The following is an 18,922-nucleotide window of genomic DNA, read 5'->3' on the forward strand; positions in this document are numbered from 1 at the left end:
GGGAGTGCCGTACGGCGCGTCAGATCGGCAGGTACGGACTGGGCTTGCCGTGCCAGCTGATGTTCAGGGCATCGCGGGCCCGGGTCGTGGCGACGAACAGCAAGGAGCGAGCCTTACGCTGCTCGCGTTCGTAGCGGGGCGGGTCTTCGGTGCGGTAGCGCTCGATGACGCTGGTGCGCGGGATGATGCCGTCGCTCGCACCGACGATGGCGAGGCGCTGGTACTCGAGTCCCTTGAAGCGGTGCATGGTGCCAACGTGAACTTCGCCGTCACCCTTGGGGCCGTCCTTGGTGAGTTCGGCGCAGGTGATGCCCGCCTTGGTGGCGAGGTAGTACATGGTCTGGCTGACCATGTCGCGGTCGGCGACGCACACGGCGATGCGCCCGCTGGGGTCGAGGGAGGCGCCCTTGCCGTCGGTGGAAAGTTCCTCGCGCCACGTGCTCAAGGTCGTGGCGAGTCCGGCGAGCTCTTCGTCCCAGGTGTCGTACCGATTGAAGTCGGGCTTGGGGCCGTGAAGGACGGAACGGTATCCGGCGAGGGTGTCGGTGCCGTCGTCGAGGTCGTCGTACGTGACCTTCTCGTTCTTGGTCTTGGGGTCGACGACGCGGAGAGCCTCGGCGAGGATCTCCTTCGTCGTGCGGTAGCTCAGGGTCAGCCGTGAGGCACGGCCTCGGATGTTGACGCCGAGGGCGCCAAGAGCGACCTGGTGGTCGTAGATGCGCTGGTGAGTATCGCCTGCGACGAACATGTCGTTGGGCTGGTCGGGGTCGGCCATGGCACGCAACATCTTCCAGTGCGCGGGACGCAGGTCCTGGGCCTCGTCGACGACGATGTGCCGGTAGCGGTAGCCGATGTAGCGCATGCCGGAGCTGTCGTCGCGGTGGATGAGGTCCTTGCCGCCGATCTCTTCCTTGTACTCGCGGCGGGCCCTGACCTTCGCAGCGCGCTCGATCTCGAAGCGGGCGGCGCGTTCGGCGGCCTGGCCCCAGGTTTCGACGCCCAGCTTGTCGAGGCGGGCGGTGAACTGCTCGATGAGTTTCCAGATGTGGTTGCGCTCGGGGCGGGTGAGCGCGCGCCCCCGGCCGGCGCGGCGGGCCTTGAAGTAGTCGGAGCGGGTGGGGACCGACTGGCCGAGGATGACCTGCTCCCACTCCTCAAGGAGGAACTCCGGCTCCCAGCGTCGGTCGTCGAGTTCGGCCAGCAGTTGGCGCATCTCGTTCAGGGCCACGTGGTCGTATACGCGCTGCTTACCGCGGCCAGAGGCGGTGTTCTCGCCCAGAACGCGAGCGGCGAGCTGGTCGATGTGAGCAATGTCGACGCGGGCCAGCAGCTGCGGTTCGACGAGGGAGGCAAGCCGCAGGCGCAGGTCGGTAGTGAGGTTCTTGGTGAAGGTGGTCAGCAGGATCGGCTTGTTGTGTCCGGGGGGCAGCTGCTCAGCGAGGTGCTTGACCCGGTGCAGGGCGACGATCGTCTTGCCGGTGCCGGGGCCGCCGGAGACGCGGGCAGGGCCGTTGTAGTGGCGGTGGACGATGCGTTCTTGCGTGGGGTGGAGGAAGACCTTCCATGCGCGGAAGTCGCCTTCCTCGATGACTGCGCGCACTGCGTCGTCGACTGTGGTGACCTTGGTGCGGGAAAGCGCTGTAGCGAAGTCGTCGGGGTCGGGCTGCTGGTCGAGTTTGACCGGAGCGGTGATCTCATTGCGGACTTCGTCGATGTCCATCCCGGCGGCAAGGCCGTACAGGATGTCCTTCGACAACAGCGGTGCGCTCTCGACCAGTTGGTCGAGTTCGGCGCTGGTGGTCACCGTGAGCGCCAGGTCGATCAGCTGCTCGGCGACGCCGAGACCCCGTAGTTGCCCTGCGTCGTACGCGGAGAGCAGCGCCGGCGCCGCAGGCTCGGGTTCAGGGACAGTCTCGAGCTTGGGGGCCTGCTCCTCAGGCTCAGCCGGAGTGAGGGTGATGCCGACCCTGCGGAGAGCGCTGTCGCCGACGACGGCGAGGTCGACGAACTCGATCTCGCCGGTGACGCGGTTGACAGCGACCTGAAGCTCTTCGTAGACGTCCTTGCGGTGCCTGACGGCGATGACAAGCCAGCTCTCGGCACCGTCCGCGTCGACACCGGTGGGGGTGATCAGGGCCCGATAGTCCTGGTTGACGCGAGCCGACCAGATACGAGAGTCGCCCTTGAGCTTCTTCTTCCTGAGCCCCGGGAGATCGGGGTTGTTCCGAAAGTTGTGACAGAAGTCGTAGAACTGGGCCTTGACCGAGCGGTCGAGCTTGTACAGCTCCTGTTCGGCTTTGCGGTACAGGCTGAGCCGGGCGGTCATCGGAGCGTGCCTTCTTCCGTGTCGGGGAGCTGGTCGAGCAGTTCGTCGAGATGGGCGAGCCATTCGGCGGCGGTACGCACAGTCCACCCGTCTTCGGCATACGCGGCATCGCGTCGCTGGGTCTCGGGGTCGTCGTCACCCTGGTGGACGGCGACAACGGCAATCTTGAGGGCGGAGGTGTGCCAGGCGAAGTCGACCTGCCAGCGGCTGGTCCCCAGTTCGTAGCCGAAGACGGGTGCCTGCTTGCCGCGGTCGGCAAGTCTCTCGGCGAGGCGGAGCAAGTCCGGTGTCTCGTCCGCGTCTTCGCGCAGGATCTCCAGGATGTCCTCGTCCCAGACGGCGTCGCGGAGGGCCTGGGCCAGGGCCGCTTCGGCTGGCGAGTCGTGCCCGGGATCCGGGTCGACGGGCTTGACCACGGCCGCGGGCACCTCGGACACGACGGGTGCGGGGGCGCCGATGAGCGAGTCGAGTTCGCCGAGCCCACCGCAGACCGCGAGGACCTCGACCTCGAAGTCCGCAGCTTTGCTGGTGGCGAGCTGGACGCCGTCGCCGCCGGCCAGCGAAAGGAACTGGGTGAGGTTGGTCCAGTACAGCCAGGACCGCCAGCGCTCCTTGTGCTCGTCCGTGTCCAGCACCGCTTCGGAGTCGTCGAGCACGGCGAGCGCGGTCCACTTCAGGGCCTCAGGGTCGGCGGCGTCCAGGGCGAACACGAGCGGGAGCCCGGTCTCGTCCTGCGTACGGAAGACGTGGACGGGGCCGATGCCGGCGGCATCCGCCACGACCGGCTTGTCGTGGCGCTCGGTGGCGGAGAAGGTGGCCAGTTGGCCGCGCAGGGCAGCCACCAGTTCGCTGCGGCGTCCGGTCGCGGTGACCGGGGCCGTGCCTGGCTGGGCCGTCAGTCCGGTGACCAGGGCGCGGGCCCGGCGGGCCCAGCGGTCGGCATCCGGATCACGCAGGTAGGCGATCAGGATGTCGATGGGGTTGGCGAAGACGGCGTCGGCGAAGTGTGCGCGCTGGCCGCCATACTGCTCGTAGGCGGTCTTGGCCTGTTCCTGAGCCGTGCCCCGGTACGGCGGCCATACGGGCTGCGTACGGGTGGGGCGCTTCTCGAAGAGATCGATGTCTGCCCAGGTGATCTGGAAGACGGTCTCCCCTTCGGCGCGCAGGAGGGTGCGCTTCGCCGCGTCGGTGGCGATCTGGTTGTGCTCGCGGCTGGCGTGGAAGCGGAAGCCTTCGAGGTAGACCTTGACGCTCTGGGTCGGCCCGTCGATGCGCGTGAAGGTGAAGTCGGTTACGGTGCCCCGGAGTTGCTGCTGCGCGGTCAGCCGCCAGTGCATGACGCCGGGACCGTCGGTGAAGCGCAGATGCCCGCTCGCATGGCCGTCTTCGTCGAGGGAGGCGTCGTCGGTGACCTTCACCCAGTCGCGCAGGGCCGCCAGGAAGCGCGCCTCCAGGTCGGATTCGACCTGGGTGTCCAGCCCTACCAGTCCGGTGTGGTCGACCTCGCTCCACTCCCAGCCGTCCGAGCCGTCCTGCTTGAACAGCAGGGACTCCAACATCGTCAGCGCGGCCTGGCGCGAGACGATGTCCTGGAACGGCTCCGGGGTGTAACGGTGCAGGCAACGGTGGCAGGCCCGGCGCTGCTCCTCGGCGCACGGGCACTCCTTGAGCATCTCGTACGCCTTGGCCAAGGTGTCGCGGAACGCGATCGGGTCGGTCAGCCGGTCCAGGTAGCCGGTGCCACCGGGCAGCGAGTCGAAGAGCACGAGGAACCAGCGGCGCTCGCCGCTCTCGTTGTCCGGCATGGAGGCGACGGTGGTGGCCAGGTGCTGAGGGTCGCCGCCGAAGTGAAGGTCCACGCCGAGGCGAAGTGCGGCCCTGAACGAGTGCACCTTGGAATCGACGTCTGCGGTGGCGGCGGGGATGAGGACCCGCAGGGCTTCGGTCTCCAACTTGTGGGCGAGCAGGACCGGTTCCTGCCGAACGCCGTCCTTCTTTCCGCGCCGCAGCGGGCACCATGGACGGTGGTGCTTGAGTGCTCCACTGCGGACGGCGAGGGAGTCGAGTGCGTCGGTGTCGTGGTCGAAGACCGGCTGGCCGTCCGCGGTGGCCGCGCCGCAGGCCGTGCACACGTGGAACGGGTTCAGGCGCACGCGGTGGCCGGCGAAGTCGTCACGGTTCGGGGCGTCGTAGCGGACGGGTCCGACGTTGATCCGGCGGATCATCGCCTTGCGGCAGTAGTCGACGCCGAACGTCTGGCTGTCGTGCCGCCAGGAGCCCGGCTCAATGGTCTCCACCGGGATGTCGACCGCGTCCACGACCGTGTAGAAGCGGCGGTCCCGGTCATCCTTGTCGTCGCGGATCTGGGCGTCTTCCCGTTTGTCCCGCGAGGTCACGGTTGCTGGTTCGACGATCTGGAACAGACAAGAACCGTCGTCCGCGATGTGACTGGTCTTGCAGCGCGGGCACGGTGACCGGTCCTCGGCGGCGTCCTCGGTACGCACATATCCGCAGCCCGGGCATACCCGCCAGGTGCGCCACTCCTGCCGTCCGCCGGTGGAGATCTCCAGACCGGTGATCTGATGCTTGTGGCCGTTGACGTAGAAGGTGTTGCCCGGCGCCATCTCCTCCAGGGCGATACGCCGTGGCCTCTCGTAGGAGTCGGTGGTGGAGGTGTACTTCACCTGCCCGGTCTTGGCGTCCACCCCGTCCTCGCCGTAAAGCGTCGCCGACAGAACGGTCGTGGAGTCGATCAGCGCGTAGTTGGGCAGCAGCCCCAGATCACACAGCGCGGTCTGGGCCGATGTCTCGCCCAGGTTCATCAGGCGGCGGCCAACTCCACGTCGTTCGGCGTCCAGTTCGGCCTTCTGCCGTGCCTGGTCCGGATCGGAGTCGTGTAGTTCCTCGTGGGCATCGTCGATCTCACGCAGCCGGGCCCGCAGCGCTCGCTGGCCGCGGAACCACTCCCGTTCGGCCTCCTCGACCCTGGAGCGCAGGTCGTGGGTGGCGTACGCGCGCAGATCGGCCTTGGCCTGGTCGTTGACACCGGAGGGGAACAACTCCATGAACCCCTTCGCCAGCTCCTCCCCCTGGGCGATGGCCAGCTCCACCAGGTCAACCAGGTAGCCCGAAGGCCCGAACAGACGAGGCGCCTTGTGCGGCAGCGCGCGCAGCACGATGCCGTCCGCACGCACCAGCCGTCCGGCGGCCGCGAGGTCCAGCAAGTGCGCCAGATATTGGCGGCGCAGGATCTCGATGGCTGACAGATGGCAGCCCGGGGGCACGATCGTGCCCGCGATCAGATCCTTGGGCCGCTCCAGGAAGTACAGGTCGCGGCGCCGTCGGTCGGGGACTGTCAGCAAGAACGCATTGCCCGTACGGCGTCCCGCTCGCCCGACCTGTTGGGCGTAGCTGGCAGGGCGACGCGGCAGAGCGGCAAGCACGACCGCCGAGAGGTCACCGATGTCGATGCCCATCTCCAGTGTCGGGGTGCACGACAGGACGTTGGGGTCCTTGAAGCCCTCGCGGCGCTTGAAGGCCTTCTCCACATTCTCCCGCTCCGGACGGGAGAGCATCCCGGTGTGCTCAGCGGTGACCACCTGATAGGTGCCCGCCTTGCGGTACAGACGCCGGTAGTAGTCGTCTGTGTAGTCGCGGTCGCGGTGGTGCGCGCCCAGGCCCTCGGGCCGGTCGCCGGCCACCAGGCGGCCGTTGCGGCAGCGGTAAGAGGGGCACGGCTGCTCGTGCCACTGGTCAAGCAGGGACGGGTGGACCGTCTGCTCCCAGAAACACACCGGGCAGCGCACGTAGGCGTGACGTACCTGCTCGTCGTCCAGCAGCTGGGCCTCGATGTTGCCCGGCTTCAAGCCGTACACCCGTACCGAAGTATCAGTCGGAGTACGGACCGAGAGCAGGCCGAGCGAGGTCAGCTCTGGCAGCAGCCGATTCCAGAACTCCGGCGCCATCTCGCGCGGGAGACCGAGGCAGCGCCCTGCCCACCGCTCGTACCAGGACAACCGCCCGGTCGCGAAGTCGAACTCGCTGCCGTTCTTGGGCTGGCTGAGCAGGAACACCGGGGCCGCGACGCGCTTGGGGAAAGCCCGCATGCCTGGCGCCCGCTTGCCCCAGATGAAGTACCGGCTGGTACCCGCCTCGTCCACGTACTTACTCAGCCACTTGTGGGCCACCGCACCCCGGGTGCGCAGCCGCTCCAAGAAGATCCGTACGAACGCCAGATAGCGTGCGTCGTCCTGAGCGATCAGCGGGACACCGTCGCGCACGCACTCCTCGTGGATCCGCTTGACGAGGGCTACGACGGCCGCCGCATCGTCGATACGAACTTGCGCAGCAGCGGTCCTGGTCAGCTCCAGGGTGCGGCCATTGCGCGATCGGAAGCCGAACTCCATCAGCGCTTCGAACGCGAGACGCTGCCCGATAAGACGCCACACTGGCAGACTCCCGCCACGACCCTCGCCGGACAGCAGCCGATCAACTCCCTTGTACCCGTGCAGATCCGGCGGCACCACCGCAGCCAGAGTGTCCTTATCCGTGGTGGCCTCGACCACGCCCGCGATCAGGTCATTGAGCGGCGTCGGCTGGTCGTGCCTGAGGTGCTTGGCCAGCAGGGCGCGCAGCGAGAAGGTGTACGAACGGTTGGCGACGAACCCGGCCCGGTGCGCGGCATCCTGCACCGAGTCGTTGAACATCAGCGTCTTGTCCTCGTGCAGCTTCTTGTCGAGCTCCCCGCCCGTGAACAGCTGCGTGATCGACGCCGCGGCCATCGCGGCCGACCCGGTTCCCAGGTAGCGGATGGCGTTGCGCTCGCCGCACGCCGCACACCAGTCTTCCCTGGCTGCGGTGTTCGCCACCGTGCCGCCGAAGTTGACCAGTACGAACGCCGAGTCGCGGGCGGTCAGCCGCGGCTCCTTGGTGTCCTTGTCGTAGTCGTTGAGCGGATCGGGTAGCCGCAGCCGCTTGCGCGCGCCGTCCAGCACCATGAGCAAACCGCCCGAGCCATGTGATGCCGCGCCCGCACCTCGGCCGCCGGCCGTCATCGGTGCCGCTCCGGAGCCCTCTCGTGCCTCCCGTTCGGTTGCCGCGATCAGGTTGCGTACCCGCGCCTTGTCCTGGCCGAGCGAGGCGCGACGGATCTTGAAGGTGTCGAACTGGACGTCGTGGTCATCGCTCTCGGGCGAGAACACCGCCCAGCCCGACCGCCCGCAGTCCCGGCAGTAGATGGCCGGCAGGAAGAGGTTGGCGCTCTGCCCCGACGTCGCCGTCGTCACCGGCGCTGTACGGCCGCCGTCCGTGGCGCTCGCGTCCGCCATGCCCGCCGCGTCCCAGCGGAACTCCGCCTTCGGCCACGGCAATACGCCGCGCAGCAGCCGGGACACGGACCGGGCCCACTGGTGCACCTCGACGTGTACGAACGGACGCGGCTCTCCCGGAGGCGACTTGGGGTCGCGTGCGTACGACAGAAGCGCCACGAATCGGGCGAGCGCCTCGGCCGCCTTCTCCGGCTGCCGGGCCACCGCCTCCGCCCAACCGGCCGCGCCGGCACGCCACATGACGTCTAGTACCTCGGGACTGGTCTTCACTTCGCCGTCCAGCGCCTGCATCACCGCCCGGGTGAACAGATGCCGTTTCAGGTTCTCGCCCAGCAGGAACGGATCCGGATCGCGGACCGTGGTCACCGCTTTGATGAGGTCGAGCATCGCCTCCTCGCCGGAAGCGGGATCGGGCAGAGCCAGCAGTTCGTCAGGGGTGGGCAGCCCCTGCATCTTCACGTCCGTCAGCGGGATGAACTCCTCCACCGACAGCCGGTTCTCCCCGACGATGGACTCCGTCGTGAACTCCGTACCGAAGACGTCGCTCGCCACCTCCAGCAGGCGCTTCACCCCATCTTCGTCCGTTCCCGACGCGAGCGTTGCCGAGGTGGCCACCGGGCAGATACGCCCCAACGGGCGCCCCTTCTCGGACATGCCGACCGCGGACGCGAGTCGTCGCAGCAGCATCGCCACATCGGTGCCCTGCGCACCGTCGTACGTGTGGAACTCATCCACCACCACGTACCGGATGTCCGCGTCCCGCCACAGCGAGGCGTCGTCCTCACGCTGCAACAGCAGGTCCAGCATCTTGTAGTTGGTGATCAGAATGTCCGGCGGCGACAACTGCATATCCGAACGCCGCGTACGCACCTTCTCGTACTGGGTCGCCGCCTGGTCCCCGATGTACAGCCCCGCCCAGAGCTTGCCGAGCGCCTCGTCGTTCTGCGTGAGCAGGTCGTTGATGCGCTGCGCCTGGTCGGTCGCGAGGGCGTTCATCGGGTAGAGGAACACCGCCTTGACGCCGGTCTTCCCCGCCTCTCGCTCCCGGCGGCAGTGGTCAAGCACCGGGTAGAGGAACGATTCCGTCTTACCCGACCCCGTGCCCGTGGTGACAAGGGTCGGCTGCGGCGTGTGCCCGTTCGCCGACGTCAGCCGCTCGAACGCGACCGCCTGGTGCGCGTACGGCGTGAACCCCTCGCGCTGCCACTCGAGGTGGTTGCGCCACCCTTCGCCGGCCGTCGTGAACGGAGTGCGGATCCGCAGGTATGGCCCGCGGAACATCCCCGTCGTCTCGTCTCCCAGGAACCGGTGCAGCGCCTCCCGCGCGCCCTCGTCCGTCAACGCATACGTCGTCGACAGATACTGCAGCAGGCTCTCCTTGAGCCCCCGCGCCTCCAGCGTTGGCCTCACGGCTTCGGCACCTCCTGCTTGACCGGGTCCCACTCGCCTCGGGCAATCGCTTCATCGAGTCGCTTCTGGAAGACGGCATGCGCCTCGCGCATCTCCGCCTCGCGATCCGCCTTGTGGAATGGCTGCGTGTAGCCCTCCGGCACGGGGGCCGTGTCCGGAGCGGCTCGGTAAGCCTCGAACTGCTTCCACGTCTCCTTGGTCTGTCGCTGTCCGATCGTGCGCGCGTTGCCAGCGAGCTTCCAGCCGTCGGCGTCGAACCATGTCACGGCCTCGTACTTCTGGAGTACGGGGAAACGGCCCCGGTATGCGGCGATCAGCGCGTCGGCGCCCATACCAAGCCAGACGGCAACCAGGGCGTCGATCTCGACCAGGGCGGAGCGGCGGGCTCGCTCGCTGCGGAGAGGCGTTTCTGGGCGCCAGTCCGAGGTCACGTCGTCGAGACGCTGGAGACCGGGCCACTCGCGGGCCCACCGCTCCTGGCCGGGCCAGGCAGGGTCGTAGAGCTCATCCCAGAGGTCGGCGTAGGCGCGGGTGAGGCAATTCAGGCGGAGGGCGCGAAGGAGGAGGGCAGAGGCTAGAGGGTGATGGGGGGTGGGGGCAGGCATGGCTTTGGCTACATGGGGGTGGAGATCGCTGCGCCCAGTAGCGCGGAGGAAGTAGTCGAGGGGGAGCGAAGCAAAGAATCCTGCCACCAAAGCCGTATGCCGTGGCGCGGACATCGCCAGGCTGTTAATGCCAGTGATGTGAGCTGTGCCAGGTGGAACGAGAGCCCCATACAACGCGCGCTCAGTATCCGGGGCAATCTGGCGGCGCCAGGCAAGCCTGTGGAAGGTGGCGTATCGCCTCTGGGCACGGCGCACCAACGCCGCAGTCACCTTCTCCGGAGTTACCTGCTCCTCAGGGATGCGGTCGTCGCCTGCAATCTTCATCCGTGCGCGCGCAATGGCCTTGTCACTCGCCTGCAAACGCGCGAGGGCTCGGTGATCGATCCACCGATCCTGATCGGCGAGAAACTCTCGGACCTTCTCGGTCCGTACGTACGCCGTGCCCGGTACGTATTCCGAACCCAGCACGCTGAGATTCATCCCATAGGGGTCATTACTACTGGCGTCGTAAGGCTTGAACAGCGGGGTTGCAACGCCCAGCTGAATTCCCTTGAGAACAACATGACGCCACCTTTCTGGCCGATACTCGTGACCCGTGACACTGTCAGGACGGTTGTAATCGATCAGCCCCTTTTCCTTCGCGTCGCTCTCCTCCAACCCGCGCGTGATTTGCGGCCCAAGAGTTCCCAACCGCACAGGGAAGTCAGCCAATGCCGCGATGGCCGACGCCTCAGCAGTGCTAACGGGAAACAACAGTCGAGCTTGCTCGACCGGCTCACCCTCCTCGTCCAAGAAACGTTGCCACACAGAAAGCAGATGCCGATCCACCCGGACCACCCGAGACAAATGCGGGCGCTCGTCGAACTCTCCGTTCTGGTAACGAACTCCAGGCACATCGCCAGCCCCATCATGCCCGGCCGAGAGCCGCAAAGCGTCAGCGGAGACCAGCCAAGAAAGGTGATCGAAGCCGATCTCCCTCGGGCGGCCATAAATATGGATTCCGAAGTGAGTGGCGTGACCTACTGGTTTAGGGAAGAAACGCCAAACAGCATTGACGAAGTCTCCATGGACGCGCAAACGCCGGTAAGCAGCCTCTCGGAGGTCACCCTCCTTGTTCCCCGTGACATGTGTATCCGGATGAACCATCCCAGCAGTCCCATCCGCCGAAGCATGTGCCCAGACCTGGCACATGAACGCGCGGTATAGATCCGGCTGCGTCCCTGTCAACAGCGGATAGATCTGCGGTGAGCTGAACATCGCAACCTGCGAGCTCGTGTTCGTCAGCTCACCCAGCACATACCGGCGAGCAGATGGGGACGCCAGAAGCTCCCGGCGTCGGAGGTCCTTCTTGGTCGTGGACGCCTTGGCCTCCAGCTCGAACCACGGCTCGTGCTCTGCGAGCACCCCCGATTCGTTCCAACGCGGCCGCACCCACGGCGGGTTACCAACCTGAAGGTCGAACCCACCCCCGCGCGCGAAGACAACCGCGAACTCCAACTCCCAGTGCAAGAAACCCTGTTCATCCGCGATGTCGCGCACCGCCCGAAGCCACGGAAACCGGTCCTCCGGGTTGTCAACGTCCATCCCCATGAACCCGGGAAGGGTCTCTTCGAAGTCCTTCAGTTCATCGAGGCTTTTGAAACTGTCGATGAGGGTGCCTTCGGGCACGTCGGCCGTGCCCAGCATGGCTTCCAAGAACTCGAGCCAGTCGTCGAGATCCTTGAGAGGGACGATCGGCCGTCGTTCCAGCGCCTTCGGCTTAGCCGGGCCCTTCCTCGCTGCCTTCGACCCGACCTGCCTCACTTCCACGACCACATCGTCGTCCGCGGACAGTTCGAGGTCCTCGAAGGAGGTCTGCTCGGGGCCGAGCGCGAACAGAGCTGACTCCTCGACGAACCGCAGCGCGGGCGCCGGCGCGGCAACTGGCGTCGGCCCGGCAACATCTTGGGCCTCAGGCAATTCCCCGGTCAGTGGCACCCCGTCGAGCACCTCGCTGAGGCCGTCTGCGTCACTGACCACAGTCCGTGCGGCGTACTCACCGTCACTCCCGTCCAGCAACGCGGTCTTGTCGACCGGCCAGAACCACAGGGCGCACCAGGCGTCCATGACCTTCTTCAGCCGCCAGTACGGCGTGTCGACCGCGTTGAAGAGGTCCTCCAGGACCTTCTCCTTCGGCACCGCCTGATCGGGGTGCCGAAGGAAGGCGTACTCGGGATCCGTCGGATCGGCCTGCCAAAGGTCGATCCGACGCGCGATCTCCCCCTCGGAAAGTTCCATGCGCTTGACGACGGCAGTCCACAGGAACTCAACCCGCCGGGCGGCGTCCCGCAGCTTCGTGAACTGCGAGGGTGCTTCCGGCTTCGGTTGCTTGTTCTTGGGATTGAGCTTGGGGCTGCCGTCCGCATTGAGGTGCGCGGTGCTGCGCTTGGGGCGCTGAAGGATCCCCTTCTTCCAGGCCGCGAGTTGCTCTACGCCTTCCTTGGCGAGTTCCTTCGCCTCCTTCGAGCCCGCGACGGCGGCCCAACCCGGGCTCGGCAGCAGGAACTGGTGCACCGCGTCGTCGGGCAGCAGCTGCGACTCGCCATCCTTGAGGAAGGGCAGCGGTGTCGGTGCCAGGGCGCCCTTCGCCTTCAGCCAGGCTTTGTCCTTGCCGGCCACGTCATCGCCCGCGTACACCGCGCGGCGCCCACCGATGAGCGAATTGCCACGGCGCAGATGCAGGCCGAACCACGGGGCGCGCATGCCGGGGTGCATGGTGTTGAGCCACAGCGACACCTCGGCCAACTCGACACCCGTCGCGTTGAGGTCGACCCCGTAGGCGTTGTGCAGGGCGATGTACGCCTTGACCTTCTGCTTCTCGGTGATCGCGTGGGCCGCGGGGATGGTGATGCCGAGCTCATCCTGGCGGCGGCGCAGGTATTCGTCGGCGACCTGGTTGATGGCCTCGTTGAGGAACGCGCCCGAACCGAGCGCCGGCTCGCAGATCTTATACTTCAGCAGCTCCGACGCCCGCGTCTTCTTGACGCCGCCGTCTTCGTCCCGCTCCTGGTCGAGGCGATGCTTGAGGGTGAGCTCGACGGTGACCTTGGTCAGCGACTCAGGGGTGTAGTACGAGGCCGAGGTCTCCCGGTCGCGGCCGGCGAGCCGGTAGACGAACGAGCCCTTCTCGTACTTCTTGGCGCCGCGCAGGCCCTTGCGGGCATCGTCCTCGCCGTACTGGACGAGGGTCTCGTCGGGGTACTGGTCCTGCTTGTGCGAGGGGATGAGCCAGGAGCCCTGCTCCGGGTCACCGCCTCGGGCCACCTCGCACAATTCCTCCTTGGCGATGATGCCGGTGTAGGACATCAACCCCTCGTAGACAGCACCGAGTTGGTTGATGCCGAGGTTGCGGTAGGAGATGAAGCCACCGCGTTCGCCGCGCTTGCCCTTCTTCATCGTGAGCAGCCGCAGCACCTCGTGGAGGGCTTCGTTACGCAGACACAGATCGAGCCAGCGGGGGTCGTTGTCCTCGTCGCTGCGCGGGTCGAGGACGCCTGTGCCAATGAGGCGGATGGCGGTCGGCTCGAAGAGTTCGCTGCGCAGAGCCTCGAAGCGCAGGCCACGGTCCTCGCTTCGGCGGGCCTCCTTGGCCTTGCGAGTCTCCTCATCGTCGCCGGGCTGGTCATCGTCGGGCTCGGTGCCGTACGCACGGTGGCCGAAGTTGACCTTGTTGAACAGGACGTCGAGGGACTGGAAGAGGTGGAAGCCGTTCTTGGCCTCCTCCTCGACGAGTTCCTCGTCGCGCTCGACGAGTTCGCGCAGGCGGGCCATGGAGTAGCCGGCCTCGTACGACCCGTCGTCGGCAGGGAGGATGCCGAGCTCGGGGCGGGCCTCCGCGTACAGCAGGAACAGGACGCGGTAGAGGTAGCGCAGCGCTTCGCGGGTGAGCTCGCGCGCGAAGGGGATCTTGGGGCTTTCGATGTCGGCCGGGGTGACGTCGTTCTTCCGATCCGCCATCCGGTGCAGGACTTCGTTGGCGATGATCTCAACCGAGCGCTGCAGACCGTAGCGCAATTCGCTGGAGACGCCGGCCGCGTTGTCACCGGAGGACTTGAGCAGAGAGTCGATCGCACGGCGCGTGTCGTTCTCGCCGGGGCGAAGCATGTCCAGACTGAACAGAGCGGCGATGGTGGCGAGTTCGCCCTGCTGGGCGCGGTCGTTGCGTTCCAGGGCGGCGTCGAGGTTCACCGCGAGGTATCGGCCCTCGTTCCAGGCCTGGCGGTCGGCGAGCAGGATGACGCCGCCGCACAGCAGCAGGACGAAGCGGGGGTGCGGGCCGCCTACTTCGCCGAGTTCGCTCTGGAAGAGCCATGAGGCCAGGGCCGCACCCGTCTCGTACGACTCGCTCGCGCTGACCCGCACGGACGACAGGAGCCGTCCGGCACGGTCGGGATTGAGGGCGTCGTCGTTGGCGGCGGTCCAGCCGCAGTCCAGGGCGACGATGCCGTGGCCGTGATAGGCCACGGGCAGGGTGTGATCGCGGCCGGCGCGGTGCACGGTGAGCTCGGCTGGGGAGGTGTCGTAGCCGAGGGCCCGCAGGACCATCTGGTGCCACTCCGCAAGGCGCTTGGTCCACTCGGGGTTGTTGTGCGTGTTGAGGCGGGCTTCGTCCTCGGCGTCGGCCTGGGTGGTCTTGACGAAGTAGCCGCGCAGTTCCTCGGCAAGGTAGGGGGTGCGCAGGGTGCGCAGCAGCTCGCGCGGGGTCTTGCGCGGGTCGTTCTCGTCGCCCTCGCGCTGCGCCCAGGTGGCGAACAGGCCCTTCTTGAGGTCGGTGCCGAGCTGGTCGGCGAAGTAGTGCGCGGACAGGTACTCGCCACGGTTAGCGAAGGAGTCGAAGTCGGTGCTCATCGTTCGTTGCCTCCTTCGGTGGCGGTGTGCGGTTCGAGGACGGCCAGCAGGCGCAACATCGGTTCGCCCGCCGTCTCCAGGGACTTGACCAGCTTCAGCTGCCGCTTTGCCGTGCGGTCGAGCTCCGCTTCCTTCGGGCGGGCACTGGCGAAGAGGGCGTCCTGCCGCCAGTCGGTGACCTTCTTGCGATAGGGAGCAAGGGTCTCTTCGATCTGCTCGCGGTACGCGCCTTCAAGGAGGGCGAGTTGTCGCTGTGCGGCGTCGATGGCGTCGGGCACGAGCGCGTTGAGGCCCGGCAGGTCACGGGGCATGGCACGGCCGGGCATGTTCGGGCCCACGCCGTAGCTCTCCAGTACGTCGGCGGTCAGCGCTGTGACGTGCGGGCTGTCGGGAAGGCCGGAGACGGCCATCCACTCGACGATGGTGGGCTTGCCCAACGCGTTGGAGTAGATGCCCTGGACCAAGAAGGTCGGACTGGCCACGGTGGCGGCGAGCACCGGGGCCTTGTGACGCCCGATCTCGACGAGCACCTTGTCCGTGAGCCAGTCCAGGACCGGGTGGACATCGGTGACGTACGAGACGTTCGGCCACTGGGACGTGCTAGTCTCCCTCGCCGCCTTCAGGCGTGCGCCGGCGAGGTCCTTAGAGAAGGTGATGCGCATGCGTCCCGGCTCGGTCTTGCGCGGCAGGATCTGCTGTTCGTCCAGGTACGACTTGGGCAGTGCCTTGAGCCGGTACAGCAGGTCCCGTGGTGGCTCGAAGGCGATGGTGCCGTCGTCGTCGCGCCGCAACGACAGCATGTCCTCGGGATTGGGACGGGAGATCTGCCGCAGTGCCTCGTCGAAGTAGTCCGCGGTGGACCGGAAGAGCTTCGGTACGACGGCGCGGGCCACTTCGGGGTGTTCGTGGACTGCGCCCACCTGGCCGAGCAGCCCGGTGAGGAAGGCGGCTCCGCCCTGCTGGGACTGCTTGATGGACTCCTCGACGGTGCGACCCGCGATCAGGTCCTGGGTGAGGCGGTTCTCTTCTTCCTTGGCCCGGTACAGGCCGGTCACAGCCTCAGCCGAACCTTCGATCTTGTGGGCCTCCTCCTCACGCCTGAGGAGCTTCTCACCCACCAGCCGGTCATCCAGGGTCCGCGGCTGTCCGGTCGTCTCGTCCATGCGCCACGGGATGTCACTGGTGAGGATCAGCGCGCGGAACTCAGGCCGGTGTTCCTGCCCGTACCGGTCGATACGGCCGTTGCGCTGCTCGATGCGGATCAGGGACCACGGCAGGTCGTAGTGGATCAGCAGATGGCACTGCTGATGCAGGTTGACGCCCTCGGAAGCGACGTCGCCGGTGAACAGGATGCGCACCGGGTCGTCGCGAAGCCCGAACTTCTCGACGACGTCCTGCTGTTCCTGATCCGTGCTGGCCTCGCCGTGCATGACCTGTACGGCTCCGCCGTATCCCAGCCAGGGCTTCTTCTCGTCCGGGCTGGCGGTGTGCCGGAAGCCGAGTGCGGCCGGGACGGTCTCCGCCAGCCACTTCAGGGTGGGGATGCTCTCGGAGAACACGACCACTCGGGTGTCCGAGCCCGGGCCGACGCCCAGCTCCCGCAGCTCGTCCAGCAGCACTACCCTCTTCGCCGAGTCCTGGTCCTCGATCTGCTCGGCGAGGTGCTGCAGGTCGGTCAGGGCCGCCCTCTCGACCTTCCGTGCTGCTTCGCGTACCGCCAGGTCCTCCGGCCGCTTCCGTGTCTTCGAACCGTTGTCGGGCTTGTCGGGCGGCGGGTTGTCGAGGTTTCCGATGCGGGTCTTGATGGTCGCCAGCAGCGCCTTATGCGAGGAGAGGAACGACTTCAGCAACCGGTATGGGACGAGCTGATGCCGACTCGCCGACGGCGTCGCCGGGTCGGCCGGGATCCAGCGCGTGGCCAATTCCTCGAGGACCGCGCGTTCCTTCTCTGTGGCCGGGGCGTGGAGGGGCAGAGACGGGCCGCGGTCCGCCCAGGTCCCCTTGAGGGACTCGCGGACTTCGGCCGAGGTCTTGGTGCGCCGGATATAGAGGTGCGCGAGATCCTTCACTTCGTACTGGGACGGATTAGCGATCGCGGCCTCGTCCAGCATCCTGACCAGCTCGGCGAAGGAGGTAGCGTCGCCATTGTGCGGGGTGGCGGAGGCCAGCACGAGCGCGTCGGTCTTGCGTGCCAGCAGACGGGCGAGCGCGTTGTTCTTCGTGCCGCGGTTGACGAGGTTGTGGGACTCGTCGATGACGACGGCGTCCCAGTCGGTGTTGTCCAGGTGGTGGGCGTACACGTCGCTCTTCAAGGTGTCCACGGAGATGATCGCGCGCTTGAAGTACGCGAACGGGTTCCGCCCCGCGGGGATGTCCTGCTGCACCCGCTGAATACCGGTCGAGTCCAGCCGCACCAACGGGATCGCGAACCGGGTCCACAGCTCGCGCTGGAACTGCTCCAGCACGTGCTGCGGCGTCACCACCAGGATCCGCTCGCCGCGCCCCCGCCGGATCAGCTCTGCCAGCAGCACCCCGATCTCCAGGGTCTTACCGAGACCCACCACGTCCGCGATCAGGATCCGCGGCTGCGGGTTCTTCATGGACAGCGCCAGCTCCGCCGGGCGCAACTGGTGGACCTGCTGGTCCATGAGGAAGTTGTCCGCCAGCGCCAGGCCGTGCTCGGTCTGCGGCAGGAACGTCTTCCGCATGATCGCCTCAAGGAACAGACGGGATCTGCGATGGTTCGGAGAATCGTCAGCCACCAGCTCGGTCTCGCGCGGGTCCAGCTCCTGAACGACATCCAGCCGGTCGTAGAAGGTGGCGTCGATCCCGCGTACGAACGAGGAGATGCCGGTGACCTCAACCATCCATCCGTCACGGTCGGTGGCCGTGCAGTTGCGCACCAGCCACAGCTCGTCTCGGATCAGGACCTGTGCACCCGCCGCGTATCCGCCAGTGTCAGTCGGCTGCTTCGCTGACGAGGCTTCGTCCGGCTCCAGGGCGCCCCTCGCCGTATCGCTCTGCCCGCCCACGGCTCCCGCCTCGACGCTCACGTCCCCTCCGATTCCTCACCCACGGTGCGCCTCGCACCGCTCACCATTCACGAGTCGTATGGACAGCGCCCAAGCCGACCCCATACGCCCGTCCGCCTCTAGCTTCCCACCAGGCACTGTCACCTTGGCCATCAAAGCGCGGTATCCGCCGCGTACTCCGCCCTCAGCTCATCCGCGACCCGCTTCGATGCCGGCGGCTTTACGGCCGTGGGCCTGGCCTTCGGCTCCGCCTTTGGCTTCACGGCCTCGGCGGAGTCGGGGTGCGGCTCGTCCTGCTCCGCCTCCTCCGGTTCCGGCTCTTCCGCCTCAGCAGTTCCTCGCGGGCTATCGAGCGGCGAGTCCAGACGCGCGTCGTCAGTGATCTCGGCCTGGTCCTCAAGCAGCTTCTCGAACGATGGGGACAACGGCTCCTTGGCCGCATCCGGCGTACCGCCCGCGGTCGTATGCTCGATCAGCGCGAGTCGTGCGTCGGCCGGCGCCTTTCCAGCGGCCTTCAACAGCTTCGAGCATGCCTTTGAAACGTCATCCAGCGTCGGCCTGTCCTCGGGAACGTGGGCGAGCATGGAGGCGATCAGTGGCTTAAGCCCCTCGGGCACACCGCTCAGATCCGGGCCGATGTCAGGATTCGCCACCTGCACGGCGACGGCCTCCCACACCGCACCGTCGTACGGGTAGTGGCGCGCCGCCGCATACAGCAGAACCGTGCCCAGCGCGTACACGTCCGCGGCTGGCGTCACCTTCGGATGTCCGCTCGCCTGCTCCGGCGGCATGCAGCGCACCGTCCCGATGATCATCCCGCTGTGGGACAGGGACTCCTTCGCGGCATCCATGAACGCACCGAGCCCGAAGTCGATGATTATGGGGCCTTCTGTGCCCATGATGACGTTCTGGGGCTTCAGATCCCGGTGGAGCAGCTCCGCGGCGTGTACGGCGCTAAGCCCCTCGGCGAGCAAAGCGCCCAGACTGGCGACCAGCGGCAAGGGGAGAACGCCGTCCTGGTCCACGCAGGCCAGCAAGGTACGTCCGGCCACGTACTCCATGGCCAGCCAGGGGCGGTCCGCGAACGGGTCGGCCTCCAGGAACCGCGCCACCCTGTTGGTACCGATCACGGTGCGCGCTATCAGCGCTTCCTTTTCGAAGCGGGCCCGCGTGACGGGGTCCAGCTTGTCGCTCCGGATCAGTTTCACCGCCACCGGCTGACCACCCGGGGTGTAGGCGAGGTACACCTCCCCCATGCCGCCCGAGCCCAGCTCCTTGGCCACGGTGTACCGGCCGATCCGCTCGGGCGTCCCCGTCATCTGTTGCTCAGCACTC

The 18,922-nt window shown here is 67.1% G+C and carries 5 protein-coding genes; all 5 read right to left on the reverse strand.

Annotated elements, in window-relative coordinates; all coding sequences use genetic code 11:
* Positions 1-19: 19 nt before the first annotated feature.
* The gene (locus ABD366_RS29450; protein WP_324773646.1) at positions 20-2,326 is read right to left on the reverse strand and encodes a UvrD-helicase domain-containing protein; all 2,307 of its coding nucleotides are present in this window, start codon (positions 2,324-2,326) and stop codon (positions 20-22) included.
* Positions 2,323-9,063, reverse strand: a complete 6,741-nt coding sequence (locus ABD366_RS29455; RefSeq protein WP_324773648.1) for a DEAD/DEAH box helicase — start codon at positions 9,061-9,063, stop codon at positions 2,323-2,325. The genes ABD366_RS29450 and ABD366_RS29455 overlap by 4 nt, the downstream gene beginning before the upstream one ends.
* On the reverse strand, positions 9,060-14,555 hold the full coding sequence (locus tag ABD366_RS29460; protein ID WP_324773650.1) for a hypothetical protein: 5,496 nt from the start codon (positions 14,553-14,555) through the stop codon (positions 9,060-9,062). Before ABD366_RS29460 ends, ABD366_RS29455 begins: the two co-directional genes overlap by 4 nt.
* Positions 14,552-17,608, reverse strand: a complete 3,057-nt coding sequence (locus tag ABD366_RS29465; protein ID WP_324773652.1) for a DEAD/DEAH box helicase — start codon at positions 17,606-17,608, stop codon at positions 14,552-14,554. Before ABD366_RS29465 ends, ABD366_RS29460 begins: the two co-directional genes overlap by 4 nt.
* A gap of 131 nt (positions 17,609-17,739) precedes the next feature.
* Positions 17,740-18,906 carry a serine/threonine-protein kinase gene (locus tag ABD366_RS29470; protein WP_324773654.1) on the reverse strand — a complete coding sequence of 389 codons (1,167 nt, stop codon included), beginning with the start codon at positions 18,904-18,906 and terminating at the stop codon, positions 17,740-17,742.
* Positions 18,907-18,922 lie beyond the last annotated feature (16 nt).

Origin of the sequence: Streptomyces kunmingensis, assembly GCF_039533535.1 — a bacterium.
Classification (GTDB): domain Bacteria; phylum Actinomycetota; class Actinomycetes; order Streptomycetales; family Streptomycetaceae; genus Streptomyces; species Streptomyces kunmingensis.

Bases quoted from the DNA above. Each gene is read 5' to 3' on its own strand.
- ABD366_RS29460 (WP_324773650.1), bottom strand. From the start codon at position 14,555: ATGAGCACCGACTTCGACTCCTTCGCTAACCGTGGCGAGTACCTGTCC.
- ABD366_RS29470 (WP_324773654.1), bottom strand. From the start codon at position 18,906: ATGACGGGGACGCCCGAGCGGATCGGCCGGTACACCGTGGCCAAGGAG.
- ABD366_RS29450 (WP_324773646.1), bottom strand. From the start codon at position 2,326: ATGACCGCCCGGCTCAGCCTGTACCGCAAAGCCGAACAGGAGCTGTAC.